Origin of the sequence: Frondihabitans sp. 4ASC-45, from assembly GCF_049472575.1 — a bacterium.
In the GTDB taxonomy this organism is placed as follows: Bacteria; Actinomycetota; Actinomycetes; order Actinomycetales; family Microbacteriaceae; genus Frondihabitans.
This window is the reverse complement of sequence record NZ_JBCEBN010000007.1, coordinates 137,713-162,422: the sequence shown is the minus strand read 5'-3', so window position 1 is coordinate 162,422 and position 24,710 is coordinate 137,713. Positions and strand designations below refer to the sequence as shown.

Here is a 24,710-nt window from a genome sequence, read left to right as displayed (position 1 = left end):
GACGCGCACCGGCTCCGACTCACACGGTCCCGCCCAGGTAGACTGGTCGGGACCGTGGCAGTGGGAGGGCAATTCGTGGCTGAAGGCGTGACCGAGGGGATCAGCCTCCTCGCCAACCGTTACCAGATCGGTCACCTGATCGGTCACGGCGGTATGGCCAACGTCTACATGGGCACCGACAGCAGGCTCGGCCGCCAGGTGGCGATCAAGCTGATGAAGTCGCAGCTCGCCTCCGATCCCGCCTTCCGCACTCGCTTCCGGCAAGAAGCCCAGGCGGCAGCCCGCATGGCCCACCCGACCATCGTGCGCGTCTTCGACGCCGGCGAAGAGCAGACCCGAGACTCCATGGGCAACACGGTTCTCGTGCCCTACATCGTCATGGAGTACGTCGAAGGTCGACTCCTCAAAGACATTGTCGCCGAAGGCCCCCTCGACCCCAAAGAGGCTGTCCGCGTCACCGAGGGCATCCTGACCGCCCTCGAATACTCGCACCGGGCCGGCGTCGTCCACCGCGACATCAAGCCCGGCAACGTCATGCTGACCCACACCGGCCAAGTCAAGGTGATGGATTTCGGTATCGCCCGAGCCGTCTCCGACTCGGCGGCCACAGTCGCGCAGACCACCGCAATTCTCGGCACCGCCCAATACTTCAGTCCCGAGCAGGCCCGCGGCGAGACCGTCGATGCCCGCTCCGACCTCTACTCCACCGGAGTCCTCCTCTTCGAGCTCCTGACGGGGAGACCGCCGTTCCGCGGCGACTCCCCCGTCGCCGTCGCGTACCAGCACGTCAGCGAGCCGCCCGTGCCGCCGAGCGTCATCAACCCGGCCGTGTCGCCCGCTCTCGACGCCGTCACGCTTCATGCCCTGGCGAAGAGCCGCTTCGACCGGTTTCAGAGCGCTGCCGAGTTCCGTAACGACGTCGTCGACGCGGGTGCCGGTCACCTTCCGGCCCGCCGACAGCACGTCGATGTCACCTCCCCCGACACCACGCTGTTCGGAGTCAATCCGCGCGCTGCCGTCGGCTCCGAGGCGGCGCTCAAAGAACTCGACAGCACCGACGCGAATCGGCCCTCCCGCACTCAGACCAGGCCTCCGGTCGCGTGGATCTGGGCGGGCATCGTGCTCGTCGTCATCATCGTCGTGGCCGTCGTCGTCTGGGTCGGCCGACTCTCGCCGGTCGAGCTCCCCACGAACGCCGGCGTCGAGGTGCCGATCATCTCCTCCGAGTCGTACGACGCCGGGGCCGCCGAGCTCACCAAGCTCGGCCTCGTCCCCGACCGCAACGACATCGCCAGCGACTCGGTCGACGAAGGCGACATCATCAAGACCTCACCGGTGGCAGGCACCAACGTCGCCAAAGACGAGACCATCAGTGTCTATGTGTCGTCCGGTCCCGCGTCGGTGAATGTGCCCGACGTCTCGGGCAAGTCGACCGACGACGCCTGGTCAGAAATCACCGGTCTCGGCCTTCAGCAGGGCTCCGTCAGCCAGCAGGACAGCCCGACGGTACCCGCCGGCAACGTGATCCAGACGACGCCCGAGTCGGGCACGAGCGTCGACGTCGGCAGCACCATCGACCTCGTCGTCTCGAGCGGCACCGTCGCCGTTCCCGACGTGACGGGCAAACCCGTCGCCGACGCGATGTCGACGTTGAACACGCTCGGCCTCCAGGTGAAGACCGTGGCCGACGGCACCTGCACCGGCAACGTGGTCAAGACCCAAGACCTCCCGGTCGGCGAGCAGCCGCAGGGCTCCACGATCACGCTGACGATCTGCAGCGGCTCGTAGTACCGGGCGTCTGAGGCTCCGCTGCTCGGCTGGCGCCTTGCCGCCTCAACCCCAAGCCGGCCGAGCTACCCCAGGTTGACGAGCGGGCTCAAGCCCTTCGCTGCCTCGACGGCAGACGGAAGCCCGGCCACCGACAGCCAGTTGCCGACCATGCTGTAGCCACCCTCGGTGAGCACCGACTCGGGGTGGAACTGCACGCCGTACACGGGCGCGTCGCGATGCCGCAGACCCATGATGACCCCGCCGGTGGTGCGGGAGGTGACCTCGAGCACGTGGGGCACGGTGGAGTCGACGACGGCGAGCGAGTGGTATCGCGTCGCGAGGAACGGCTGCGGAACGTTGTCGTAGAACGAGCTGTCGTCGTGCTCGACCCGCGAGGTCTTGCCGTGCATCAACTCTTCGGCGTGGGTGACGGTCGCACCCATGGCCTCGGCGATCGCCTGGTGGCCGAGGCAGACACCCAGAAGAGGCTTGTCGACCGCGAGAGCGGCGTGGACGACGTCGACGGACACCCCAGCGGCGGCGGGAGTGCCCGGGCCGGGCGACAGCAGAACGCCGTCGTACTCGGCGATCCGTGCGGCGGCCTCCCCCGCGGTGAACGAGTCGTTGCGCACGACGTCTGTTTCGGCCCCGAGCTGGTGCAGGTAGCCGTTCAGCGTGTAGACGAAACTGTCGTAGTTGTCGATGACGAGAATGCGCGTCATGAAGAACCCACTGTCACTTCAGGCGAATCGATGAACGAGTCGGCGTACGGGAATGCCCAGGTGACCAGGGCGTAGAGAATTACGGCGAGGAGCACGAGGAGGATGAGAACGCGAACCCACCAGGGGCCGGGGAGAACGCGCCAGAGTGCGGAGTACATGCGTCAGCCCTTCACCAGCGACTTGATCTCAGACGGGGCGCCGGCCGAGAAGGGCCGCCAGGAGTCGAAGACACCGTAGGCGATGATTCGCTCGGCCGCGCTGAACTTCGGATTGCAGCTCGTTAGCGTGATGAGTCGATCGCCCGACGTCGTGTCGACCTTCGGTGCGTCGGGAACCTGCTGCAGAACCTGAATCTGAGTGGGCTGCACGTATTGCAGATTGCGGAACGTGTAGGTGTAGTAGCCGGTCTTCGTCTGCACGTAGAAGTGATCGCCCACTTTGAGCTCGGCGATATTGGCGAAGGGCGCCCCGTGCGTCGTCCGGTGGCCTGCAATCGCGAAGTTGCCCACGGCACCCGGCATCTGCGAGGAGTCGTAATGCCCGGCATCGCCCTTGTCGAGGGTCTGCGCCGTGCCCGTGCCCCCGGCGAGAGGTACGCGGTAGTCGGAGCCGAAGCGAGGCACGTAGAGCACACCGAAGTCGACGCCGTCGGCTGGCTTCGGAGTCACCTTGGGCTTGCCGCTGTCGAACGCGACGTTGTTCGACCCGACCGGCGGTGCCGCGTCGTGCAGCTGCTCGCTGATCTTGGACGCCTGATCGCGAGTGCCCTGCGCGACGACGATGTCGTTGAACCACTGCTGCCAGACGATGAAGAGGAGCACGACGACGCCCATGGTGATGAGCACCTCGCCCAGAACACCGATCACCGACGTGCGGCGCCGCTGCGAACGGCGACGGGCGCGTCTGCTGGCGGCGGGCGCTTCTAAATCGGACATGCCCCGATTCTACGGGCGCGAAGTTGCAACGCAGAGGCTATCCACAGACCCCCTACCGGTACACTTCTGCCCATGGCCAGAGAGAAGAAGACCACCGCGAGCACCTCGCGACCTGCCGGCACGACCGCAACCGACTCCCAGTCGAACGCCAACCAGCCGAACGCCGTCTGGTTCAAGCCCGTCATGTTCGGCTTCATGCTGCTCGGTCTCGCCTGGATCATCGTCTACTACGTCAGCCAGACCGTCTACCCCGTGCCGTCGCTCGGCACCTGGAACATCCTCGTCGGCTTCGGCATCATGTTCATCGGCTTCCTGATGACGACCCGCTGGCGCTGACCTTCCGCATAAAGTCAGACCAGTTCGGCCGGGTTGGCCCGACGCGAAGTCGGCCCCGTGGCCGGTGCGATCGCGGTTTTGCCCGGATCCTTGTCATTCATAACGGGGTGTCTTACACCGGTGTAACTATCCCCAATGTGGATGAGCCTGTGGATAACTCTGCCAAGCACCCTGCGAACCAGAAACGCCCCGCTCCTCATTGAGGAGCGGGGCGTTTTCGCGTGACGACCTAGGCGGCAAGCCCGACCAGTGACGCCGAACGGACCAGCAGGATCGCCAGCAGGGCGACCGCCAGCCCACCGGCCAGCAGGCGTTGCTGCATCGCCTGCGATCGATGCTGAGTGCGCATGTAGATGAGGGCTGTCAGGGCCCCGATCGCGGCGGCACCGATGTAGTTCTGCCACGGAGTACCGAAGAAGATGCCGATGACGACGTTGAGGGCGATGATCACCAGAATCTGGACCGCCTGCTCGCCGCGCGACCGCAGAATCACATAGAACGCCCCGAAGAGGCCGAACATGGCCGCTCCGCTGATCAGCACGGGCTGATAGGGGAAGAACAAGGAGGCCGCGACCTCGGCGCCCAATGCACCGAGCAGGTAGAGCCCGATGTAGCGAACCCGGCCGAGCTGCTGCTCGATCATTTGGCCGAACGCCCACAGCATGTAGACGTTGAAGGCCAGCTGGATGATCGAACTCAGACCGCCGTAAACGAAGATGCCCGTGACCATCCGCCACGGTTCGGTGAGAGCGCCCGCTCCATAGAAGAGCAGAGCGCCCTGGGCCGACGGAACGAGGCTCACCAGGAACCCGAGCACCGACAACCCCATCAGCGCATACGTGGCCGTAGGGCCGCCCGAGGTGGCGAGGCTGTTCATGCGGGTGACGACCTGAGGCCTCACCTTGGGCATGTTGCCGCGTGCCTCGCGGACGCACTCCGGGCAGTGCACTCCCACCGCGGCCGGCGTCTGGCACTGCGTGCAGATCGTCCGGCCGCACCGCTGGCAGAGAATGAAGCTCTGCCGGTCGGGGTGGCGATAGCAGAAGTTATCGGAGTTGCGCGGGATGTTCGTCACCGAAGGGTCAGACCTCGTCGATCGTGACGCTCTCGATGACGACGTCTTTCAGCGGCTTGTCGCGCGCGTCGGTGTCGACGGCCTGGATGGCGTCGACGACCTTCTTCGACTCGGGGTCGGAGACCACGCCGAAGATGGTGTGCTTGCCTTGGAGCCACGGGGTCGCGACAGTGGTGATGAAGAACTGCGAGCCGTTGGTGCCCTTGCCGCCGCGGGTGCCGGCGTTGGCCATGGCCAGGATATAGGGCTCCTGGAAGGTGAGCTCGGGGTGGATCTCGTCGTCGAAGTTGTAGCCGGGGCCGCCGGTGCCCTGACCGAGCGGGTCGCCGCCCTGGATCATGAAGTCGGGGATGATGCGGTGAAAGACGACGCCGTCGTAGAGGTTGTCTTTCGACACCTTGCCCGTGCTCGGGTGGGTCCACTCGATGGTGCCGGTGGCGAGGCCGGTGAAGTTGGCGACGGTCTTGGGGGCGTGGTTGCCGTACAGATCGACCTTGATGGGGCCGAGGGTGGTGGTGATGGTGGCGACAGCGGTGTGCGTAGACATGTGTCCGATTCTTTCACAGCGACATGATGATTCAGTCGTCCCCCAGACATCATCCTGTGACCTATCAGGGGAGCCCGTGCCAAGATAGGCGCAACGCCGCAGGAACCATAAGGGAGAGCACATGGCCACGTCACGCAAGAGCACACGCGAACTGAAGAAGCTCCGGAGCGACGCCGCCGGCATCTGGGGTGAGCAGCGCGAGCTTCTCGGCCACGCCGGTGAATTCTGGAAGGCCGCCGGCGCCGAAGCCGCCGAGCGCGCGAAAAACGACCTGGCACCCCGAGTCAAGGCCGCCTACGACGCTCAGGTCAAGCCTGCCGTGTCGACCGGTGTCGCCAACGCCTCCGTGGCAGCCACGCACGCCAAAGACCGCCTGAAGAACGACGTGGCTCCGGCTGTGTCCGCCGCCGTGGCCTCGAGCCCGCTGGCCGAGCACATCGACCTCGACGAGCTCCTCAAGAGCGGCAAGAAGCTCAGCAAGAAGGCCAAGCGCAAGGCTCTGAAGAAGGCCGCGCAGCAGGCTCGCAAGCACCCCAAGGCCACGAAGAACATCGCGAAGACGGTTCTCAAGGCCAAGAAGCTTCAGAAGAAGACGCAGAAGAAGAAGGGCCTGGGCAAGGGTGGGGTCTTCCTCATCATCCTGGGCGTGGTCGGCCTCGGCGCAGTCATCTACGCGGCAGCTCAGACGCTCCGTGCCGACGACGAGCTGTGGGTTGCCGACGACGAAGACAGCCCCAAGGCCTGATCGTCGCGTCACCGCATCGAAGGCTCGCATCCTCACAGGGGTGCGGGCCTTCGTCGTTCCCAGGGCAGTCTCCGACCTCAGGATCCGGCGGCCCCGCCTGCCAGCTTCTGCCCGCCGGGCGCTGCCCCGGGCCTGCCGCCCCGCCCCGCCCCGCCTCTGCCCGCCAGGCCGCGAGAGTGCGCAAACGGGCCGTCCGGTAGCTGTTAGGGGCCCATTTGAGCACTTTCGCCCACACGAGCGAAGCGAGTGCCGCGGCGAAGCCGCCAGACCAGCACAGAACCCACTGCGAGCCCGAGCGAAGCGAGGGCGAGTAGAACAAACTGTGGAGCCTGGGAGAATCGAACTCCCGACATCCTGCTTGCAAAGCAGGCGCTCTACCAACTGAGCTAAGGCCCCGGTCACTGACCAGGAGTTGCACCGAATGGTGCGTGGTCTTGGGGGTGTTTCTTCAGTGTCGTGAAGAGACACCGTGGGGCTAATAGGACTTGAACCTATGACCTCTTCGTTATCAGCGAAGCGCTCTAACCGCCTGAGCTATAGCCCCCTGGACCGAATAAGACAGTACCTTATTCGGCCCGATTCACTAAATCGAGGGGGGCCTCTGAGGCCCCGGCTCGATCAGTTGTTCGTGAAACCGACGAGCAGACCGCCGGTGATGCGCACGCTCAGGTTGTAGAGGAGCGCGGCGATGGCACCGAGGACGGTGCCGATCACGATGTTGAGGATCGCGACGACGATGGCGAACAGCATGACCTGCCCGATCGAGAGGGTGTCTTGGAGCGTGAAGCCCTTATCGCCGAGAACCTCTTGAAGCAGCTTGTCGACGGTGTCGAAGATGCCGAGGCGCGTGAGGATCACGTACACGAGGAACGTCGCGACGACGGTGATGATGCCGAGGGCGACGGCGATCAGGAACGACAGCTTCACGGTCGACCAGAAGTCGATGTAGACGAGCTTCAGTCGGACCTGCTTCGTTCCGACTGGCTTCTTGGCTTTGCTCTGTAGCTTTTCTGCGACGCTAGTCATGCTTCGGTCGTGTCCTCTCCGGCGGTCTCACCCGTGGTGTCGGGCGATGTGTCGGTGCCCTCGACGCTGTCGGCGTCGGAGGACACTGTATCTACAGTGTCACCTTCCGCGCTGGCAGCGCCTCCGTCTACGGTCGCATCTTCGATCGCCGTCTCGTCGTCGGGCCCCTCGAGGTTTCGCTCGGTGTTGCGCGCGACGGCGATGATCCGGTCGTCGGCGGCGAACCGCGCGAAGACGACTCCCATGGTGTCGCGGCCCTTGGCCGGCACTTCGGAGACCGCGGAGCGGACGACCTTGCCGCCCGACAGAACGACCAGCACCTCGTCGTCTTCGGAGACGATCATGGCTCCGGCCAGGTCGCCGCGGGCCTCGGCCAGCTTGGCGACCTTGATGCCCAGCCCACCGCGGTTCTGGATGCGGTACTGGTCGGCGGCCGTGCGCTTGGCGTAGCCGCCCTCGGTCACGACGAAGACGAATCCTTCTTCGCCGACCACCGATGCGGAGAGCAGCGAGTCGTCGTCGCGGAAGGTCATGCCCTTGACGCCGGAGGTCGAACGACCCATCGGCCGGAGTGACTCGTTCGTCGCGGTGAAGCGGAGCGACATGCCATGACGCGAGACCAGGAGGAGGTCGTCGTGCTCGTCGACCAGCAGCGCGGACACGAGCTCGTCACCCTCGCGCAGGTTGATGGCGATGATGCCGCCGGTGCGGTTGGTGTCGTACTCGGTGAGAGCCGTCTTCTTGATGAGACCCTCGCGCGTTGCGAGCACGAGATAGTCGGCGACCTCGTAGTCGGGGATGTCGAGCACCTGCGAGATCTCTTCGTCGGGCTGCATGGCGAGGAAGTTCGCCACGTGCTGGCCCTTGGCGTCGCGGCCGGCCTCCTGCAGCTCATAGGCCTTAGCGCGATAGACGCGGCCCTTGGTCGTCAGGAACAGCAGCCAGTGGTGCGTGGTGGTGACGAAGAAGTGCTCCACAACGTCGTCTGCGCGCAGCTGGGCACCCTTGACGCCCTTGCCACCGCGGTGCTGCGAGCGGTAGCTGTCGCTCTTGGTGCGCTTGACGTAGCCGCCGCGCGTGAGCGTAACCACCATCTCCTCTTCGGGGATGAGGTCTTCGACGCTCATGTCGCCGTCGAACCCGAACATGATCTCGGTGCGACGGTCGTCGCCGAACTTGTCGGTGATGGCCTTGAGCTCGTCGCCGATGATGGTGCGCTGGCGCTCGGGCTTGGCGAGGATGTCTTTGAAGTCGAGGATCTTGCGCTCGAGCTCGTCGTGCTCGTCTTGGATCTTCTGGCGTTCGAGAGCCGCGAGGCGACGGAGCTGCATGGCGAGAACGGCGTTCGCCTGTAGCTCGTCGATGTCGAGCAGCTCGATGAGGCCGGTGCGGGCCTCGTCGACGGTCGGCGAACGGCGGATCAGGGCGATGACCTCGTCGAGGGCATCGAGCGCCTTGATGTAGCCGCGGAGGATGTGCGCGTCGGCCTCGGCCTTGCGGAGTCGGAACGAGGTACGACGCACGATGACCTCGACCTGGTGGTCGACCCATGCCGAGATGAAGCCGTCGAGCGGAAGCGTGCGGGGCACGCCATCGACGATGGCGAGCATGTTCGCGCCGAAGTTCTCTTGGAGCGAGGTGTGCTTGTAGAGGTTGTTCAGCACGACCTTCGCGACGGCGTCGCGCTTGAGCACGATCACCAGACGCTGGCCGGTGCGACCGGAGGTCTCGTCGCGAATGTCGGCGATGCCGGCGACACGACCCTCGCGAACGAGGTCGGCGATCTTGATCGCGAGGTTGTCGGGGTTGACCTGGTACGGCAGCTCGGTGACGACGAGGCAGGTGCGACCCTGGATCTCTTCGACGCTGACGACCGCGCGCATGGTGATCGAACCGCGACCCGTGCGGTACGCGTCGTGGATGCCGCGAACGCCGAGGATCTGCGCTCCGGTCGGGAAGTCGGGGCCCTTGATGCGCTGCATGAGCGCCTCGAGGAGCTCTTCGCGCGTGGCCTCGGGGTTGTCGAGGTACCACTGCGCCCCCGCAGCGACCTCACGGAGGTTGTGCGGGGGGATGTTCGTCGCCATGCCGACGGCGATGCCGACCGAGCCGTTGACGAGGAGGTTGGGGAAGCGCGCCGGGAGAATGGCGGGCTCTTGCGTGCGACCGTCGTAGTTGTCTTGGAAGTCGACGGTGTCTTCGTCGATGTCGCGGACCATCTCGAGCGCGAGCGGGGCCATGCGCGTCTCGGTGTATCGCGGAGCCGCGGCGCCGTCGTTTCCCGGCGAGCCGAAGTTGCCCTGGCCGTGGGCGAGCGGGTAGCGGAGGCTCCACGGCTGGACGAGACGCACCAGCGCGTCGTAGATAGCCGAGTCACCGTGCGGGTGGAAGTTACCCATCACGTCACCGACGACGCGCGCGCACTTAGAGAAGGCGCGATCGGGGCGGTAGCCGCCGTCGAACATCGCGTAGATCACGCGGCGGTGAACCGGCTTGAGGCCGTCGCGCACCTCGGGGAGCGCACGGCCCACGATCACGCTCATCGCGTAATCGAGGTAGGAGCGCTGCATCTCGAGCTGGAGGTCGACCGCTTCGATGCTGTCGCGCTTCAGCTGCGCCGCGAACTGTGCCGGCTCGACACCCTCGGGGATGCCGCCGGTGGTGTCGTCTGTCTCGTCTGCCATCAGGTGTGTTCTTTCGGTAGCCGGCCCATCGGATCCTTCGATCGGCCTGAGCGCCCCGCCCGGGGTCGCGCGTCAGTCAGAGACGCGACCCCAATCGGGGAGCGAATCAGATATCGAGGAAGCGAACGTCTTTCGCGTTCTGCTGGATGAAGTTGCGTCGGAGCTCGACGTCTTCGCCCATGAGGGTGTTGAAGATGGTGTCGGCCGCGACGGCGTCGTCGAGAGTGACCTGACGGAGGGTGCGGGTGTCGGGATCCATGGTGGTCTCCCACAGCTCTTTGTAGTCCATCTCGCCGAGGCCCTTGTAGCGCTGGATGCCGTTGTCTTTCGGAATCCGCTTGCCCTCGGCCTTGCCGGCGACCAGAAGAGCATCGCGCTCGAGGTCGCTGTAGACGTACTCGTGCGGCGCGTTCGACCACTTGATCTTGAACAGGGGCGGCATGGCCAGGTAGACGTAGCCCAGGTCGATGAGCGGACGCATGTAGCGGAAGAGCAGCGTCAGCAGCAGCGTCGTGATGTGCTGACCGTCGACGTCGGCATCGGCCATCAGCACGATCTTGTGGTACCGGGCCTTCTCGGGGTCGAAGTCGTCGCCGATGTCGGCGCCGAACGCCTTGATCATCGCCTGGACCTCGTTGTTGCCGAGGGCCCGGTCGAGCCGCGCCTTCTCGACGTTGAGGATCTTGCCGCGGAGGGGCAGGATCGCCTGCGTCTCGGGGTTGCGGCCCTGAACGGCCGAGCCACCGGCCGAGTCGCCCTCGACGATGAAGATCTCGCTGAGCGCCGGGTCTTTCGACTGGCAGTCTTTGAGCTTGCCGGGCATGCCGTTCGACTCGAGCACGCCCTTGCGGCGGGTCGAATCGCGGGCCTTGCGAGCGGCCATCCGGGCCTGCTGCGCCTGGATGCCCTTCTTGATGATCTCTTTGGCCTGCACGGGGTTCTTGTCGAACCAGTCGTTCAGCTGGTCGTACGCGACCTTCTGCGTGAACGACTTCGCCTCGGTGTTGCCGAGCTTCGTCTTGGTCTGACCCTCGAACTGCGGCTCGCCGAGCTTGATCGAGATGACGGCGGTGAGGCCCTCACGCACGTCGTCACCGGTGAGACGCGCCTCTTTGTCTTTCTCTTTGTCTTTGTCGTTCGTCTTGATGAGGCCCTTGGCGATGCCGTACGAGTTGACCACCGTCGTCAGCGCGGCACGGAAGCCCTCTTCGTGCGTGCCGCCCTCGTGCGTGTTGATGGTGTTCGCGTAGGTGTGGACGCTCTCTTGGTACGAGTAGTTCCACTGCATCGCCACTTCGAGGGCGATCTTCTTCTCGGTGTCTTCGGATTCGAACGAGATGATGTCGGGGTGAACGACGTCGACCTTCTTCGACGCGTTGAGGTACTCGACGTAGTCTTCGAGCCCCTTCTCGTACATGAAGTCGTCGCTCTTGGCCTTGGTGCCATCGGGGGCGTCGTCAGCCACGGGGCGCTCATCGACGAGCGTGATTCGCAGGCCCTTGTTCAAGAAGGCCATCTGCTGGAAGCGCGCCCGCAGGGTCTCGTAGTCGAACTCGACGATCTCGAAGATCTCGGCGTTCGGCCAGAAGGTGATCGTGGTGCCGGTGTCGGAGGCGTCTTCGCCCTGGGCGAGCGGGGCCACCGGAACACCGTTGGTGAAGCTCTGACGCCAGACCGACCCCTGACGGTGCACCTCGACGTCGAGCTCGGTCGACAGCGCGTTGACGACCGACGATCCGACACCGTGAAGGCCACCGGAGACCGCGTAGCCGCCGCCACCGAACTTGCCACCGGCGTGCAGCACGGTGAGGACGACCTCGACGGTCGACTTCTTCTCGACGGGGTGGATGTCGACGGGAATGCCGCGGCCGTTGTCGACGACGCGGATGCCACCGTCTTCGCGCATGGTGACGTGGATGGTGTCGCAGTAGCCGGCGAGTGCCTCGTCGACGGCGTTGTCGACGATCTCGTAGACCAGGTGGTGGAGGCCGCGGGGGCCCGTGGAGCCGATGTACATGCCGGGGCGCTTGCGAACGGCCTCGAGGCCCTCGAGTACCTGGATGTCGCTTGCTTCGTAAGAGTGGTCGGTACCGTCAGGCGAATTCGGTGACATGCTTTGTGGGGCTCCTGCCGTTTTTCTCGTGACGCCTCCGTCACCTGCGCGAAACAGGCCTCCGGACGACCTTCCGAGTCTACCGCAGGAGGCCCTCCTCCGGGGCGAAATCGGCCCTCAGAGCGATTTTCACGAGTGGGTTGACCGATTGAGCCCTGTCAACCGTAAGTATCGCGAGGACCGCGCCCTGGAACAGATCTGGGACCGCGTTTCCAGGTGGGGGCGTTCGGGCCGAGAAAACGCATCGACTGGATGCCCGCCTCGGGGTAGGTGCCCATGATCGACGTGGTGATCTGAGCGCGCATCAGACGCAGCTGCGTGGCCCACGCCGTCGAGTCGCACTGGACGGTCAGCGTGCCGTCTTCGATACCGACCGGAACGGAGTGGTCGGCGAGCTCGACCCCCACCATGTCGGGCCAGGCCGTCATCAGGTCGGACTGCGCCAGGGTGCTGTTCCAGCCGAGCTCAGTGGTCACGCCCAGGATCACATCGGCAATCCCCTTGGGGTCGCGCCCCGACGAGAACGGCTGGCTCGGCGAACCCGCCCGCGCGATACGTCGACGGGCATCTCGCGACCGGGTCGACGGATCGCCGAAGACCTTGCGAAACCGCAGGTAGACGCGCTGCGCTTCGTTGTCGTCTTTCGGCCCGGTGGGCCGCGGGCTCACGGCGACACCTCGGGAACGACTTCAGGATCCGACCCGGTCACCTGGTCGACGATGGTGCCCTTCGAGATCCGCACGGTGTGTGCAGCGAGACGCTCGGGCACGTCTTCTTCGACCGCCGCCGTGATCAGCACCTGCTCGTAGTCGGCGACTGCATCGGCCAGACGTTCGCGCCTCGACCGATCGAGCTCGGCGAACACGTCGTCGAGCACGATCACCGGATCGCCCGTCGACGAGTCGCGGCGGAGGACGGCGGCCGATGCGAGCTTGAGCGCAAGCGCGAACGACCACGATTCGCCGTGACTGGCGTAGCCGCGGGCGGGAAGGCCGTTGAGCGCCAAGAAGAGATCGTCTCGGTGCGGACCGACGAGCGTCACCCCTCGATCGAGCTCCGATCGCCGGACACGGGCGAGCGCCTCCTGGAAGACCGGCTGGATCTCCGCGGCCGGAACGGCCGCGTCGGGCTGCTCCACCGGATCGTCATCGTCGCGAACCGTGCCGCGAATGCTCAGGACGGAACCGAGGTCGGCCGCGTGGTCGTCGCCGGCGACGGCACGGTAGGCCGCACGCACCTCTGGCCGCAGCAGCTCGACGAGGTGTTCTCGGGACGCGATGATCTCGGATCCTAGAGTCACCAGCCGTTCGTCCCAGATGTCGAGGGTCGAGAGCTTGTCGCCCTTGAGCCCGGAGGCCCGGGCCGACTTGAGCAGGGTGTTGCGCTGGCGGAGCACCCGGTCATAGTCGGAGAGGACTCCGGCGAGGCGAGGATTGCGGGCGACGAGAAGCTCGTCGAGGAACCGCCGCCGCCCGCCGGGATCGCCGCGCACCAGCGCGAGATCTTCGGGGGCGAACAGAATGCTCGAGAAGTAGCGAGGCAGCTCGCGAGGCTTGATCGCCCCGCGGTTGATCTGGGCGCGGTTCGGCGACGAGCGGTTGATCTGCACCTCGGCGAGCAGCTCACGGTCGCCGCTCTCGATGCGCGCACGCACGATGGCCGAGTCGCGGCCGGCCCGAATGAGCGCCGCATCGCTCGAGACCCGATGGGAACCGAGGGTGGCTAGATAGCCGAGACTCTCGACCAGGTTGGTCTTGCCCTGGCCGTTGCGGCCGACAAAGAGATTGGGCCCACGCGCGAGGGTCACTTCAGCCGACTCGTAATTGCGGAAGTCGGTCAAACTGAGGTGGAGTACTCGCACGCGGGCCCATCCGGCGCAGCTGCGCCTGCTCGAAATCGAGCGGTGGCTAGTCGGCCTTCTTGACCGCGTGGCCGCCGAACTGGTTGCGGAGGGCTGCGACGGCCTTCATCGTCGGCGATCCGTCGCCCTGGCGGGAGACGAAGCGAGCGAAGATCGAGGCGGAAATGGTCGGCATCGGAACGGCAAGCTCGATGGCGTCGGCCAGAGTCCAGCGGCCCTCGCCCGAGTCTTCGACGTAGCCCGAGATCTCGTCGAACTTCGGGTCGGCCTCGAGGCCGACGACCAGGAGCTCGAGGAGCCAGGAGCGCACGACGGTGCCGCGCTGCCAGGCCTTGAAGGTGCCGGGAACGTCTTTGACGAGGTCTTTCTTCGCCTCGAGCAGCTCGAAGCCCTCGCCGTAGGCCTGCATGATGGCGTACTCGATGCCGTTGTGCACCATCTTTGTGTAGTGACCGGCACCGACGGGGCCGGCGTGCACGAAGCCTTCGGCCTTGGGGCCCTCGGGTCGGAGCGCATCGAAGATCGGCATGGCCAGCTCGATGTTCTCGTCGGAACCGCCGACCATGAGGCCGTAGCCGTTCTTCAGGCCCCAGACGCCACCGGAGACACCGGCGTCGACGTACTTGATGCCCTTTTCGCCGAGCAGCTTCTCGTTATCGAAGTCGCTGGTCCACTTGGAGTTGCCACCGTCGATGACCATGTCGCCCTCGGAGAGGACTTCGGAGAGCTCTTTGACGACGCCCGCGGTGATGGCGCCCGACGGGACCATGGCCCAGACGATGCGGGGAGCGGGGAGTGCGGCGGCAAGCTCTTTGAGGCTGGCGACGTCGGAGACATCGGGGTTGTGGTCGTACCCGGTCACCTCGATGTCGTGCTCGCGCAGGCGGGTGCGCATGTTGTTGCCCATTTTGCCGAGACCGATGAGGCCGATGTGCATGAGAATCCTTCGTTCAGGTGACGCGCGGCCGGTTTTCGGGAGCGCGGCGGTGGAGTGCGCGGCTAGCGCAGCAGGAGATTGGGCTGGAGGAGGTACTTGTAGCTGTCCGCACCGGGCTGATCTTTCGAGGATTGGCTCGTGATCAGTACGGGCCCCGGTTTGTTGGGGTTCTCGGTCTTAGTGAACGAGATGCGGACGAACTCCGAGTGAACGGCTCCCAGTCCGTCCAGGAGGAACTGCGGTTTCAACGAAACCACGGTGTCTTCTCCGGTCAGGAGCGCGTCGATCGACTCTGACGCCTGCGCTTGCTCGCTACCGATCGCCTCGAGGGTGAGGCCATCGATCGTGAACGTGAATCTCAAAGCTGCTTCGCGCTCGAGGACGAGCGACACACGACGGGTCGCCTCCACGAGATCGGCGGTGTTCATCACCGCGTAGTTCTCGACCGTCTCGGGGAACAGTCGCTTGACCGGGGGGAAGTTGCCCTTGATCAGGAGTGAGGTGACGATCTTGTTATCGGCCTGGAAGGCGATCAGCTCACGGTCGTCGGAACCCGTGATCGCCACGGAGAGCGTGGACGCGTTGCCGAAGGTCTTGCCGACCTCCTGCAGGGTGCGAGCCGGCACGAGGGCGGTGAGTGTCTGGGTCGAGGCGGCAGTGCCGGGATCCCAGTCGATGCCGCGGACGGCGACGCGGTAGCGGTCGGTGGCGACAAGAGACAGGGCGTTTTCGGTGACCTCGAGCTGCACACCCGTGATGACCGGTGTGACGTCGTCGCGGCTCGCCGCGACAGCGACCTGCGCGATGGCCAGCGAGAAAGCGTCGCCGGGAACGACGCCCGACTGCTCACCCGGTGCCGGCAGCGTGGGGTACTCCTCGACGGGCATGCTCAGCAGCGAGAAGTTGGCCGAGCCGCACGAGACGCTGATGCGCGTGTCTTCGGTGGTGAACGTGACGGGTGCGTTCGGAAGGCGGTTGGCGATGTCGGCCAAGAGCCGGCCGGAGACGAGGATCGTGCCGGGTTCGTCGACCTCGGCCGCGATGCTCGTCTGAGACGAGACCTCGTAGTCGAACGACGAGAGCGTGAGGCCACCCTCGTGAGCCTCGATGAGCACACCACTGAGGATCGGCAGGGTGGTTCGCTGAGGCAGCAGCTTCACAGCGAACGAGACGGCGTCGCTGAAGACGTCGCGGTTGACCTGGAACTTCACGCGGTGACCCCTATTCGAAAACTGCAGTCGATGCCCGACAGAGCATGGGCCCTGCGAGTGCAGGGCTCCGCCCGTGCAAACCGTGCCCGTGCAGAGCGCTGCCCGGCGGTTAATACTGGCACAGCAATTCTCCAGGTGGTTTCGGTGACTCCCAGGCTGCTCCGGGGTGCCGACTCATCCACAAGGTTGCTTTCTCCCTCATTCATTTCTAAGTAGGAGTAACAGTCTTAACCGTTGTGCACAGTGTGGATAACTTGTTAATAACCGCCTGGCCACTGGGAACTACATCCGTGTGACTTGTTGATGGATTGTGGGATCGAGGCCCCCGACCTGTGAGCGCGACCGACTGACAAATTCGTGTCATTCACACCCGAGGCGTCGGAGTGAACAATCCGTCCCCCGATTCTCCCCAAGTTTCCACAAGTTATCCACACTGGGGGAAACGCCCGAAACCGTGGGGGCGCGTCAGTGGCGCGTGGAGGGGGCATGGGGCCTCCAGGAGGAGGCGCTCAGGCAGGGGTTAACACTCCAGTGCGAGGCCGGGACGTCAGATCCTGGGGCTTCGGCTCGAGCGTTTCAGTTCGGGGGCTCCGCCGAATTTGAAGGAGAAACCTCGGCCCGGCGACGGATTCATCGCGATCGGGCGGGGTCGACCGGCGGTTTTTCCTTCGAATTCGGGGCGGGGCGGGGCCGAGGCAAGGCTAGATCGGGGCTGGGCCAGTCGGCGCCGCGGCTCCGACGGGCTACTTGTAGCGGTGATCCTGCTTGATGCGGCTGGTGAGCTCGGTGACCTGGTTGTAGATCGACCGGCGCTCCTTCATCAGCTCGGAGATCTTCTTGTTCGCGTACATGACCGTGGTGTGGTCCCGATTGCCGAACAGCTGCCCGATCTTGGGCAGAGAGAGGTTGGTGAGCTCGCGGCAGAGGTACATCGCGATCTGTCGTGCGGTGGCGATTGCCTGAGAGCGCGACGACCCGTAGAGGTCGTCGACCGAGAGCTTGAAGTAGTCGGCCGTGTGATTGATGATGTCGACCGGCGCGATGACGTTGTCTTCGTCGAGGGTGATCAGGTCTTTGAGCACCGTCTGAACGAGAGCCATGTCGACGGCCGTGCGGTTGAGGCTGGCGAACGCGGTGACGCGGATGAGGGTGCCCTCGAGCTCGCGGATGTTGCTCGACACCTTCGAGGCCATGTACTCGAGGATTTCGTCGCGCACCTGCAGCTTTTCGCTTTGCGCCTTCTTGCGGAGGATCGCGATTCGAGTCTCGAGGTCGGGCGCCTGCACATCGGTGATGAGACCCCACTCGAAGCGCGATCGCATCCGGTCTTCGAAGCCGGTGAGGTGCTTCGGCGGCAGGTCGGAGGTGATCACGAGCTGCTTGTCGTGGTCGTGCAGGGTGTTGAAGGTGTGGAAGAAGGCCTCTTGCGTCGAGTCTTTGCCCTGCAAGAACTGGATGTCGTCGATCAGCAGGATGTCGATCTCGCGGTAGCGCTGCTGAAACTGGCTCGACCGGTTGTTCGCGATCGAGTTGATGAAGTCGTTGGTGAACTCCTCGCTCGAGACGTACCGGACGCGGATGCCCGGATACATGCTCTCGGCGTAGTGACCGATGGCGTGGAGGAGGTGGGTCTTGCCGAGGCCGGATTCGCCGTAGATGAAGAGCGGGTTGTACGCCTTGGCCGGTGCTTCGCTGACCGCGACCGCGGCGGCGTGGGCGAAACGGTTCGAGGCGCCGATCACGAAGTTGTCGAAGCTGTACTTCGGGTTCAGCCGCGAGTCGGTGCGTTTGCCGGCGGAGGTCTTCTGGACGGGCGCCGGCACGAAGGGCGCTTCGACGTACTGGGCCGGCTCGGCGATCTCGTGCGGCTGGCTGAGCGTGTCGGGCGTGATGTCGGGGTTGACCGTGATGGCGAAGCTGGCGACCGGGGAGTCGTCGAGGGTCGCGATCGCGTCGAGGAGGGGCTCGCGAATCCGTTGCTCGAGCATTCCGCGCGTGAGTTCGTTCGGCACCTCGAGGTACAGGGTGTCGCCGAGCACGCCCTTCGGCTCGACCAGACTCATGAACCCGTGCAGCTGTGGCGTGATCCGGTCGTCGGTGGTCAGGCGCGCGAGAACCGTTCTCCAGAGGCCCTGAACCGGGTCGATGGTGCTGGTCACTGTGTTCTCGCTTCGTGTCTTGGGGGTGACGGGGGCGTGGTCGCGCGGGTGGAGTTCTCCACAGGGTTTTCCACCGGTGGCAAAAAGACCCGAGGATCCGCGCCCACCGACTGCCACCCCTGATGTTCCGCGGCGGAATACGCATTTACAGAGCCCCCGCCGCTGCGGCTCCCCCACCTTAGTTCGACACGGCGGGCCGAACACAACCCAGGTTTTCCACACTGTGGATAATGAGTGTTTTGCTCGTCGTTTGACCCCGGGGCCCCGCTCGCGTAGTTTTAACCAGTTGATTTCAGTCACTTTGGGCTGACAAGACTTCTCGGACTGCGGCACGTGTCTCCGGCGCGTTCAGCTCGGTCCCTTTCCTTCTGGAGACAAAACCATGAGCAAGCGCACCTTCCAGCCGAACAACCGTCGTCGTGCCAAGAAGCACGGCTTCCGTGCCCGCATGCGTACGCGTGCCGGTCGCGCCATCCTCGCTGCGCGTCGTGGCAAGGGCCGCACCGAGCTCAGCGCGTAGATCGACACGGTCTAATCGACCGGTCTGAGCCGGACGAGACCTCATGTTGGCAAAAGCCAATCGGATCGTCCGCGCTGACGACTACCGCAACACTGTGCGCCGTGGCCGCAAGTCGGCTACGGCGCACTGTGTCGTGTACCTAAGGGTGGTTTCCGCGGATCCTTCTCTTTCGGGGGCGTCGGCGCCTGGTCGTTTCGGCTTCATCGTCGCGAAGAACGTCGGCAACGCTGTGGTGCGCAACACCGTGCGGCGACGTCTCAAGGCAGTCGCCCACACGCTGCTCGGCGACGACGCGTTCCCCCTCGAGCGAACGGACATCGTGATCCGCGCACTGCCAGGGTCGGATGCAGTTCAGTGGTCTACCCTGCTCGAAGAGATCACCGGAGCGGTGAACAAGGGTGTGAGAGCGTGAAGATCGTCCGATTCGTGGCACTTCTCCCGCGCAACGTCTGCGTGGCGCTTCTTCGTGCCTACCGCGCGGTCATCTCGCCGCTGTACGGCGATGTCTGCCGCTACTACCCCTCGTGCTCGACCTATACGCTCCAGGCGATCCAGAGTCACGGAGCCCTCAAGGGGATCGCCCTTGGTTCCTGGCGAATCGCGCGATGCAATCCGTGGGCGGCAGGCGGGATCGATGATGTTCCCGAGCGTCACACGGCTCATGGGCACGAAATCAGCGTCTTGACCAGCGGTTTCGTCGTAGCCGCTGACAAAGAGTCGTCCTCTGGTGCGACCAGCCCTCTCCCCCTTAGTCCCCGGCTGCGCTTCGGCAGCGAAAGGCTGCACTTCAGCAGCGACAGGCTGCACTTGCGCAGCGAAAGAAAGGCCTGACCCGCATGCTCGATTTCATAGGCACGATCCTCTGGCCGATCCGCTGGGTCGTCGAGGCGATCCTCGTCGGGTGGCACTACGTGCTCACCTCTGTCGGCCTCGACGCCGACGCCGGTGTGACCTGGGTGCTGTCGATCGTGCTGCTCACGATCGTCGTTCGCGTCTGCCTCATCCCCATCTTCGTGCGCCAGATCAAGAATCAGCGCCGAATGATGGAGGTAGCGCCCCAGCTCAAGAAGATCCAAGACAAGTACAAGGGCAAGAAAGACCAGTTCTCCCGCGAAGCCATGTCTCGCGAGACGATGGCTCTGTACAAGGAGACGGGCACCAACCCTCTCTCGTCGTGCCTTCCGCTGCTGATTCAAATGCCCGTGTTCTTCAGCCTTTACACGGTGCTCCACAATGCTCAGCTCGACAAGGTCGGCATCGGCCTCCTCAACCGTGACCTCAGCAACGCGTTCGCGACGTCCACCCTGTTCGGCGCTCCCCTCAAGGAGACCTTCACCAACTCCGACGTCATCTCGGTCAAGATCATTGCCGGCGCAATGATCGTGCTCATGACGGCCTCGCAGTTCTTCACGCAGCTGCAGCTCACGACGAAGAATATGTCGCCCGAGACCAAGGCGAGCCCCATGTACAAGCAGCAGAAGATGCTCCTCTATGTGCTCCCCCTTGTCTTCCTCTTCTCCGGTCTTTCGTTCCCGCTCGGCGTCATGTTCTACTGGCTGACCTCTAACTTCTGGACGATGGGCCAGCAGTACGTCGTCATCCGCAACAGCCCGACGCCTGGCTCCGATGCCGCTCTCGCGCGTGAGGCCCGGCTTGCGAAGAAGCAGCAGGATCGCGAGGCGCGGGGCAAGGGAAACCCCCTCAAGTCACTCACCGAAATCACGGTGACCGAGATCGAGACCCCCAAGCGAGTGACCACCCAGCGCAGCCAGCCCGTGGGCAAGGCGCGCTCCAAGAAGCAGAACGGCCAAGCACGATGACTTCCGCTCCCCTCCCCGCTGACGAGTCAGCCGACGACCGCCTCGCCGCGGCATCTCAGACCACCGACGAGGCGATTACTTCGAATGGGGCGCTCGAGGTTTCGTCCGTTGTGTCGGACTCCGCACGATCGACCGGCGACGAGTCGGGTGCTTCTGAGGGGCAGAGCGACGTGCGCGACGACGATGGTGTCGACGCGGGTGACGATGCAGGGCCTGACGAGGGCGACATCGCTGCCGACTACATCGAAGAGCTGCTCGACATCCTCGATCTCGATGGCGACATCGACATTGAGACGCGGGCCGGACGCTCCTACATCTCTGTCGACTCATCGGGTGAGAACGACCTCCGCGTTCTGTCCAAGCCGGAGACGGTCACAGCCCTTCAGGAGTTGACGCGTATCGCCGTCCAGGCCAAGACCGGCGAATTCTCCCGCTTGATCCTCGACGTCGGCGGCTCTCGCGCGACACGTGAGCAGGAGCTTGCCGCCCTCGTGGAGCGAGCTGCCGAACGCCTCGAGGAGGGAGCCACCTCGGCCTCTCTGCCTCCCATGTCGTCGTACGAGCGCAAGCTCGTTCATGACATCGTGGCCGCGCGTGGTTTCACCTCGGAGTCCGAGGGTGAAGGCCGCGACCGGCACACTGTCGTGACCCGCCCGTGATCGCAGCTTTCACGCTGATAAGCGTCACCACCGCTCGCATGTTCCACGTGAAACGATGACCGCCGTCCTTCCCGATCTTGAGCCTGAGCCGGCATTCGCGGCTGATCTCTTTGGCGACCGCATTGACGTCGTTCGGCAGTTCACCGCGGACCTCGCTCAGTACGGCGAGGAGCTAGGGCTCATCGGGCCCCTGGAGCTCCCCCGGCTGTGGACTCGTCATGTGATCAACAGTGGCCTCCTGGCGCCTCTTCTCGTCGCCGGGCGAGTGGGTGATATTGGTTCTGGGGCAGGCTTGCCCGGTCTCGTGTTGGCCGCGGCACGACCGGATTCGACGTTGATCCTTATCGAACCGATGGAACGCCGCACGGACTGGCTGCGCGCCGAGGCGGATCGCCTCGGGCTCACCAATGTGGAAGTCGTTCGCGCTCGCGCCGAAGAGGCCGAGATCTCTCCGTGGCTCGATCAGGCAACCGCCCGCGCTGTGAGCGCCCTCTCGAAGCTCATCCCGCTCACTGTTCCATTGGTAAAGACGGGCGGTCAGTTGCTCTTCCTCAAGGGTGCTCGAGTGGCTGACGAAGTGACAGCAGCGCGCAAAGTAATCGCCAAGAACCACCTCAGTGACGTCGAGGTACTGGAGCTTGGGGTCGGTGTACTCGACGAAACCACGAGAGTCTTTCGGGCTACAGTTGACTGACTTGCGGTAACGAGCTGGCTGTTTTTGCGCCACTCTCAATGACCGTTTCACGTGAAACACAGCGATTCGGAGACGCATCCGGTGACTACTGCCTCCACCCCTTCTGAGCCCAAAGGGCCGGTCGCTTTTGACGCCACCACTCCCCTGGCTCGTGAGTTGGCCGATTTGTCGCGACGCCGTGAGGCCCTGCGGGCGGATCACCTCCCCCGACCCGAGCGCACGCGTGTGGTGACGATCTCGAATCAGAAGGGCGGCGTCGGTAAGACGACGTCAACCGTGAACTTGGCCGCGGGTCTGGCGCGCGGGGGAGCTCGAGTCCTTGTGATCGACCTCGATCCGCAGGGTAACGCCTCTACTGCACTGGGAGTGGAGCATCGCGCTGAGACGGCGAGCGTCTACGACGTTGTGGTGGGCGAATCCGCCATTGCCGACGTGATTCAAAAGAGCCCTGAGTTCGACCTCCTCTTCTGCGTGCCCTCCACGATTCACCTCGCGGGAGCGGAGATCGAACTCGTCTCGCTCGTGGCGCGTGAGCAGCGACTTCGCACGGCTCTAGATGCCTTCCTGGCGGCCACCGAGGAGGCCGGAGAGCGCTTCGACTACGTGTTCATCGACTGTCCGCCGTCGCTAGGTCTCCTGACGATCAACGCCTTTGTTGCCGCTCAAGAGGTTCTGATCCCCATCCAGTGCGAGTACTACGCCCTCGAGGGCTTGAGTCAGCTGCTCCGCAACATCCAGCTCATCGAGAAGCACCTGAACCCGGCGCTCACGGTCTCAAGCATCCTGCTGACCATGTACGACGGTCGCACGAATCTTTCGCAGCAGGTTGCTGCTGATGTGCGCGAGCACTTCCCGAAGGAGGTGTTGAAGACCATGATTCCGAGGTCTGTGCGCATCTCTGAGGCACCGGGATACGGCCAGACAGTGATCAGCTACGACACCAACTCCCCCGGCTCGCTCTCGTATCTCGAAGCCGCCGCTGAAATCGCACACCGAGGAGCACCCGCCTGATGGCAACAAAGAGAACTGGGCTCGGCCGCGGAATCGGCGCCCTCATTCCCGTTACCGACGAGACTCAGGGTCGCCCCGTTGACGTGTTCTTTCCGACGCGCGAGCAGACGGCGGAAGAGCTGGTGGCCGTTCCCGGGGCGCGTCTTGCCAACCTCAACCCGCTCGACATCGTGCCGAACGCGCAGCAGCCCCGGACTGAGTTTCGCGACGAAGAATTGCGCGAACTCGTGGCGTCGATCCGCGAAGTCGGCGTTCTCCAGCCAATCGTTGTTCGAGCCATCAAGGATCCGGCACAGGGTTCTGCCCCCTATGAGCTCGTCATGGGTGAGCGGCGCCTGCGGGCCACCAAGGAGCTCGGCCTTGCGACGATTCCGGCGATCGTCAAAGACACGGCCGACGACGCCATGCTCCGGGATGCCCTTCTGGAGAACCTGCACCGCGCACAGCTGAACCCCCTGGAAGAAGCATCCGCGTACCAGCAGCTACTGGCTGACTTCGGGATCACCCAGGAAGAGCTGGCCGGTCGCATCGGCCGAAGCCGACCGCAGATCACCAACACCATTCGTTTGCTTCGACTCCCCTCCCCCGTGCAGCGTCGAGTGGCGTCGGGTGTTCTCTCGGCCGGTCACGCTCGCGCAATCCTCTCGGTGGGTGATGCCGCCGGCATGGAGCGGCTGGCCGACAAGATCGTCAACGAAGATCTCTCCGTTCGAGCGGCAGAGGCGGCCGCAGCCGGAATCTCGACGAAGCCGAAGAAGGCCAGTTCGACGTCGGGTGCGACACAGGGCCATCTGAATGAGGTCGCTGATCGACTCGGCGACCGACTCGACACGCGAGTGAAGGTGACCCTGGGTGCTCGCAAGGGCTCGATCACGATCGACTTCGCTTCGGTGGGAGACCTCAACCGAATTCTGAGTGAAATCGGGCAAGACCCCTTCGGTGTGGTTTAGTCAAGGTGCCGTTGATCAGGGTATTTACCGGATTCGTAGCCCTGCGTCGATCTGAGGGTCGATGACTCAGACCGAGACCGTGCTTTTCGGTTCAAACCGGCATGACGAGTTGCTCCAAAGCGGCTTTCTTCCCGTGGGAGAGTCATGGGGTGCCCGACTCGAGGTGAGCCCGTCGGTCTTGTCGTTGTGCAGAGAGATTGTGGTTGGAGCCGAGGCCAGCGCCTTCATGTGCGGAGAGCTCGGGCGGTCTGATCTCGGAGATGTTGTTCATGTCGAGTCGCTGGTTGCCGGCGACTACCCCAGCACTCCCTCAACAGTCCACGAGGCGCCGAGTCTGCGGGAGTTGGAGGCGATGTGCGATGGAGGCGTGCGGTCCTTTGGAATTCGCTACGAGGGATCCTTGGTAGCTGTCACACTGGTCGGCCTGGCTGCAGATCGGGCGGAGACCGAGTTCACATCGGTGCACCCCGAGTACCGGCGGCAAGGTCTAGCCAAGGCTCTGAAGGCATCGTCGATCTTGACCTTGGCGCTCGAGGGTGTGGAACTGTTTGGAACCGGGGGCTCCGCGGTGAACGAGGCCAGCGTTCGGATGAATGCGGCCTTGGGCTATCGCATAACGGAGCGATGGGTGAGTCTCGAGCGCTAGGCGCGGCAGTGTTTCACGTGAAACAACTGCGGGGCGGTGGGGTAGGCGGGCGGCGGTGCCGGCGCCAAATCTCGACATTGGCTTGGACCCCCAGTAGCGACACAGACCCGCTAGGCCGGCAGACACCCGTGACATCGGCACAGACCCCCGATGCGGGCACGGACCTGCAAAGGCGGCGTAAACACCGAGCCTAGGGCGGGTGTTTACGCCGGTTGTGCGGGTTTGGGCCGAGTGGGCGTGTCTAGGCCGGGCGCGTGGGGTTCAGGTCGAAGGGGCGAACCCAACGTCA

At 64.5% G+C, this 24,710-nt stretch carries 25 protein-coding genes and 2 tRNA genes; 12 read left to right on the top strand and 15 right to left on the bottom strand.

What is annotated here, in order from left to right:
• The first annotated feature begins 87 nt into the window (after window positions 1–87).
• Window positions 88–1,788, top strand: coding sequence for a Stk1 family PASTA domain-containing Ser/Thr kinase (pknB, locus tag VH571_RS12290; RefSeq protein WP_423264832.1), 1,701 nt, complete (start codon window positions 88–90; stop codon window positions 1,786–1,788).
• A gap of 65 nt (window positions 1,789–1,853) precedes the next feature.
• Here the strand turns inward: pknB and VH571_RS12285 are convergent, their stop codons facing one another.
• From VH571_RS12285 to VH571_RS12275, 3 genes are read right to left on the bottom strand one after another with little or no spacing between them, the layout of a single operon-like run.
• Window positions 1,854–2,492: an anthranilate synthase component II gene (locus VH571_RS12285; protein WP_423264831.1), complete on the bottom strand. Its 639-nt coding sequence runs from the start codon at window positions 2,490–2,492 to the stop codon at window positions 1,854–1,856.
• Window positions 2,489–2,650 carry a hypothetical protein gene (locus VH571_RS12280; RefSeq protein WP_423264830.1) on the bottom strand — a complete coding sequence of 54 codons (162 nt, stop codon included), beginning with the start codon at window positions 2,648–2,650 and terminating at the stop codon, window positions 2,489–2,491. The genes VH571_RS12285 and VH571_RS12280 overlap by 4 nt, the downstream gene beginning before the upstream one ends.
• A gap of 3 nt (window positions 2,651–2,653) precedes the next feature.
• Window positions 2,654–3,427, bottom strand: coding sequence for a class E sortase (locus tag VH571_RS12275; protein ID WP_423264829.1), 774 nt, complete (start codon window positions 3,425–3,427; stop codon window positions 2,654–2,656).
• 72 nt (window positions 3,428–3,499) lie between these two features.
• Between VH571_RS12275 and VH571_RS12270 the strand changes: the two genes are divergently transcribed.
• Window positions 3,500–3,763, top strand: a complete 264-nt coding sequence (locus VH571_RS12270; protein WP_423264828.1) for a cell division protein CrgA — start codon at window positions 3,500–3,502, stop codon at window positions 3,761–3,763.
• A 229-nt stretch (window positions 3,764–3,992) separates the two neighbouring features.
• On the opposite strand, the gene VH571_RS12265 is transcribed toward VH571_RS12270, so the two are convergent.
• Both VH571_RS12265 and VH571_RS12260 read right to left on the bottom strand, forming a co-directional pair.
• Window positions 3,993–4,838, bottom strand: a complete 846-nt coding sequence (locus VH571_RS12265) for a rhomboid family intramembrane serine protease (protein WP_423264827.1) — start codon at window positions 4,836–4,838, stop codon at window positions 3,993–3,995.
• 7 nt (window positions 4,839–4,845) lie between these two features.
• Window positions 4,846–5,385, bottom strand: a complete 540-nt coding sequence (locus tag VH571_RS12260; RefSeq protein WP_194601191.1) for a peptidylprolyl isomerase — start codon at window positions 5,383–5,385, stop codon at window positions 4,846–4,848.
• Window positions 5,386–5,506: 121 nt separating this feature from the next.
• Between VH571_RS12260 and VH571_RS12255 the strand changes: the two genes are divergently transcribed.
• Window positions 5,507–6,130, top strand: a complete 624-nt coding sequence (locus VH571_RS12255; RefSeq protein WP_055964291.1) for a hypothetical protein — start codon at window positions 5,507–5,509, stop codon at window positions 6,128–6,130.
• A gap of 323 nt (window positions 6,131–6,453) precedes the next feature.
• Here VH571_RS12255 and VH571_RS12250 read toward each other — a convergent pair.
• From VH571_RS12250 to dnaA, 10 genes are all read right to left on the bottom strand, one after another.
• Window positions 6,454–6,526: transfer RNA gene (locus VH571_RS12250), tRNA-Ala, on the bottom strand.
• A 74-nt stretch (window positions 6,527–6,600) separates the two neighbouring features.
• A tRNA-Ile gene (locus VH571_RS12245) sits at window positions 6,601–6,674 on the bottom strand.
• Between the two features lie 74 nt (window positions 6,675–6,748).
• On the bottom strand, window positions 6,749–7,156 hold the full coding sequence (locus VH571_RS12240; RefSeq protein ID WP_055964288.1) for a DUF3566 domain-containing protein: 408 nt from the start codon (window positions 7,154–7,156) through the stop codon (window positions 6,749–6,751).
• On the bottom strand, window positions 7,153–9,840 hold the full coding sequence (gyrA, locus tag VH571_RS12235; protein ID WP_084816301.1) for a DNA gyrase subunit A: 2,688 nt from the start codon (window positions 9,838–9,840) through the stop codon (window positions 7,153–7,155). The genes VH571_RS12240 and gyrA overlap by 4 nt, the downstream gene beginning before the upstream one ends.
• Before the next feature lie 106 nt (window positions 9,841–9,946).
• Complete coding sequence (gene gyrB, locus VH571_RS12230; protein WP_194601196.1) at window positions 9,947–11,953, bottom strand: DNA topoisomerase (ATP-hydrolyzing) subunit B; 2,007 nt, start codon at window positions 11,951–11,953, stop codon at window positions 9,947–9,949.
• Between the two features lie 158 nt (window positions 11,954–12,111).
• Window positions 12,112–12,621 carry a DUF721 domain-containing protein gene (locus VH571_RS12225; protein ID WP_423264826.1) on the bottom strand — a complete coding sequence of 170 codons (510 nt, stop codon included), beginning with the start codon at window positions 12,619–12,621 and terminating at the stop codon, window positions 12,112–12,114.
• Window positions 12,618–13,814, bottom strand: coding sequence for a DNA replication/repair protein RecF (gene recF, locus VH571_RS12220; RefSeq protein WP_423264825.1), 1,197 nt, complete (start codon window positions 13,812–13,814; stop codon window positions 12,618–12,620). Before recF ends, VH571_RS12225 begins: the two co-directional genes overlap by 4 nt.
• A gap of 46 nt (window positions 13,815–13,860) precedes the next feature.
• Window positions 13,861–14,751 carry a phosphogluconate dehydrogenase (NAD(+)-dependent, decarboxylating) gene (gnd, locus tag VH571_RS12215; protein WP_055964276.1) on the bottom strand — a complete coding sequence of 297 codons (891 nt, stop codon included), beginning with the start codon at window positions 14,749–14,751 and terminating at the stop codon, window positions 13,861–13,863.
• Between the two features lie 62 nt (window positions 14,752–14,813).
• A complete protein-coding gene (gene dnaN / locus VH571_RS12210; protein ID WP_055964273.1) occupies window positions 14,814–15,962 on the bottom strand; it encodes a DNA polymerase III subunit beta in 1,149 nt (382 codons plus the stop codon).
• A 743-nt stretch (window positions 15,963–16,705) separates the two neighbouring features.
• On the bottom strand, window positions 16,706–18,025 hold the full coding sequence (gene dnaA / locus VH571_RS12205; protein WP_423264877.1) for a chromosomal replication initiator protein DnaA: 1,320 nt from the start codon (window positions 18,023–18,025) through the stop codon (window positions 16,706–16,708).
• 478 nt (window positions 18,026–18,503) lie between these two features.
• On the opposite strand from dnaA, the gene rpmH reads away from it, so the two are divergent.
• The 9 genes from rpmH (at window position 18,504) to VH571_RS12160 (ending at window position 24,421) form a co-directional block, all read left to right on the top strand.
• Complete coding sequence (gene rpmH / locus VH571_RS12200; protein ID WP_043595303.1) at window positions 18,504–18,641, top strand: 50S ribosomal protein L34; 138 nt, start codon at window positions 18,504–18,506, stop codon at window positions 18,639–18,641.
• Window positions 18,642–18,684: 43 nt separating this feature from the next.
• Window positions 18,685–19,053 (top strand): ribonuclease P protein component, encoded by a 369-nt coding sequence (locus tag VH571_RS12195; RefSeq protein WP_423264824.1) that lies wholly within the window; start codon window positions 18,685–18,687, stop codon window positions 19,051–19,053.
• Window positions 19,050–19,472: a membrane protein insertion efficiency factor YidD gene (yidD, locus tag VH571_RS12190; protein ID WP_423264823.1), complete on the top strand. Its 423-nt coding sequence runs from the start codon at window positions 19,050–19,052 to the stop codon at window positions 19,470–19,472. The genes VH571_RS12195 and yidD overlap by 4 nt, the downstream gene beginning before the upstream one ends.
• A 5-nt stretch (window positions 19,473–19,477) precedes the next feature.
• Window positions 19,478–20,461: a membrane protein insertase YidC gene (gene yidC / locus VH571_RS12185; RefSeq protein WP_055964265.1), complete on the top strand. Its 984-nt coding sequence runs from the start codon at window positions 19,478–19,480 to the stop codon at window positions 20,459–20,461.
• Entirely contained in the window at window positions 20,458–21,120 is a 663-nt protein-coding gene (locus VH571_RS12180; RefSeq protein WP_423264822.1) for a protein jag, read from the top strand. The genes yidC and VH571_RS12180 overlap by 4 nt, the downstream gene beginning before the upstream one ends.
• 55 nt (window positions 21,121–21,175) lie before the next feature.
• The gene (rsmG, locus tag VH571_RS12175; protein WP_123940071.1) at window positions 21,176–21,814 is read left to right on the top strand and encodes a 16S rRNA (guanine(527)-N(7))-methyltransferase RsmG; all 639 of its coding nucleotides are present in this window, start codon (window positions 21,176–21,178) and stop codon (window positions 21,812–21,814) included.
• Window positions 21,815–21,895: 81 nt separating this feature from the next.
• On the top strand, window positions 21,896–22,825 hold the full coding sequence (locus VH571_RS12170; protein WP_423264821.1) for a ParA family protein: 930 nt from the start codon (window positions 21,896–21,898) through the stop codon (window positions 22,823–22,825).
• The gene (locus VH571_RS12165) at window positions 22,825–23,775 is read left to right on the top strand and encodes a ParB/RepB/Spo0J family partition protein (protein ID WP_423264820.1); all 951 of its coding nucleotides are present in this window, start codon (window positions 22,825–22,827) and stop codon (window positions 23,773–23,775) included. The genes VH571_RS12170 and VH571_RS12165 overlap by 1 nt, the downstream gene beginning before the upstream one ends.
• A gap of 61 nt (window positions 23,776–23,836) precedes the next feature.
• On the top strand, window positions 23,837–24,421 hold the full coding sequence (locus VH571_RS12160; protein ID WP_423264819.1) for a GNAT family N-acetyltransferase: 585 nt from the start codon (window positions 23,837–23,839) through the stop codon (window positions 24,419–24,421).
• Window positions 24,422–24,710 lie beyond the last annotated feature (289 nt).

What these genes read in the sequence shown, in the direction of transcription:
- VH571_RS12285 (WP_423264831.1), bottom strand. Translation starts at nt 2,492, where the DNA reads ATGACGCGCATTCTCGTCATCGACAACTACGACAGTTTCGTCTACACG.
- VH571_RS12280 (WP_423264830.1), bottom strand. Translation starts at nt 2,650, where the DNA reads ATGTACTCCGCACTCTGGCGCGTTCTCCCCGGCCCCTGGTGGGTTCGC.
- VH571_RS12275 (WP_423264829.1), bottom strand. Translation starts at nt 3,427, where the DNA reads ATGTCCGATTTAGAAGCGCCCGCCGCCAGCAGACGCGCCCGTCGCCGT.
- VH571_RS12270 (WP_423264828.1), top strand. Translation starts at nt 3,500, where the DNA reads ATGGCCAGAGAGAAGAAGACCACCGCGAGCACCTCGCGACCTGCCGGC.
- VH571_RS12260 (WP_194601191.1), bottom strand. Translation starts at nt 5,385, where the DNA reads ATGTCTACGCACACCGCTGTCGCCACCATCACCACCACCCTCGGCCCC.
- VH571_RS12255 (WP_055964291.1), top strand. Translation starts at nt 5,507, where the DNA reads ATGGCCACGTCACGCAAGAGCACACGCGAACTGAAGAAGCTCCGGAGC.
- VH571_RS12240 (WP_055964288.1), bottom strand. Translation starts at nt 7,156, where the DNA reads ATGACTAGCGTCGCAGAAAAGCTACAGAGCAAAGCCAAGAAGCCAGTC.
- gyrA (WP_084816301.1), bottom strand. Translation starts at nt 9,840, where the DNA reads ATGGCAGACGAGACAGACGACACCACCGGCGGCATCCCCGAGGGTGTC.
- gyrB (WP_194601196.1), bottom strand. Translation starts at nt 11,953, where the DNA reads ATGTCACCGAATTCGCCTGACGGTACCGACCACTCTTACGAAGCAAGC.
- gnd (WP_055964276.1), bottom strand. Translation starts at nt 14,751, where the DNA reads ATGCACATCGGCCTCATCGGTCTCGGCAAAATGGGCAACAACATGCGC.
- dnaA (WP_423264877.1), bottom strand. Translation starts at nt 18,025, where the DNA reads ATGAGTCTGGTCGAGCCGAAGGGCGTGCTCGGCGACACCCTGTACCTC.
- rpmH (WP_043595303.1), top strand. Translation starts at nt 18,504, where the DNA reads ATGAGCAAGCGCACCTTCCAGCCGAACAACCGTCGTCGTGCCAAGAAG.
- VH571_RS12195 (WP_423264824.1), top strand. Translation starts at nt 18,685, where the DNA reads ATGTTGGCAAAAGCCAATCGGATCGTCCGCGCTGACGACTACCGCAAC.
- yidC (WP_055964265.1), top strand. Translation starts at nt 19,478, where the DNA reads ATGCTCGATTTCATAGGCACGATCCTCTGGCCGATCCGCTGGGTCGTC.
- VH571_RS12180 (WP_423264822.1), top strand. Translation starts at nt 20,458, where the DNA reads ATGACTTCCGCTCCCCTCCCCGCTGACGAGTCAGCCGACGACCGCCTC.
- rsmG (WP_123940071.1), top strand. Translation starts at nt 21,176, where the DNA reads ATGACCGCCGTCCTTCCCGATCTTGAGCCTGAGCCGGCATTCGCGGCT.
- VH571_RS12165 (WP_423264820.1), top strand. Translation starts at nt 22,825, where the DNA reads ATGGCAACAAAGAGAACTGGGCTCGGCCGCGGAATCGGCGCCCTCATT.
- VH571_RS12160 (WP_423264819.1), top strand. Translation starts at nt 23,837, where the DNA reads ATGACTCAGACCGAGACCGTGCTTTTCGGTTCAAACCGGCATGACGAG.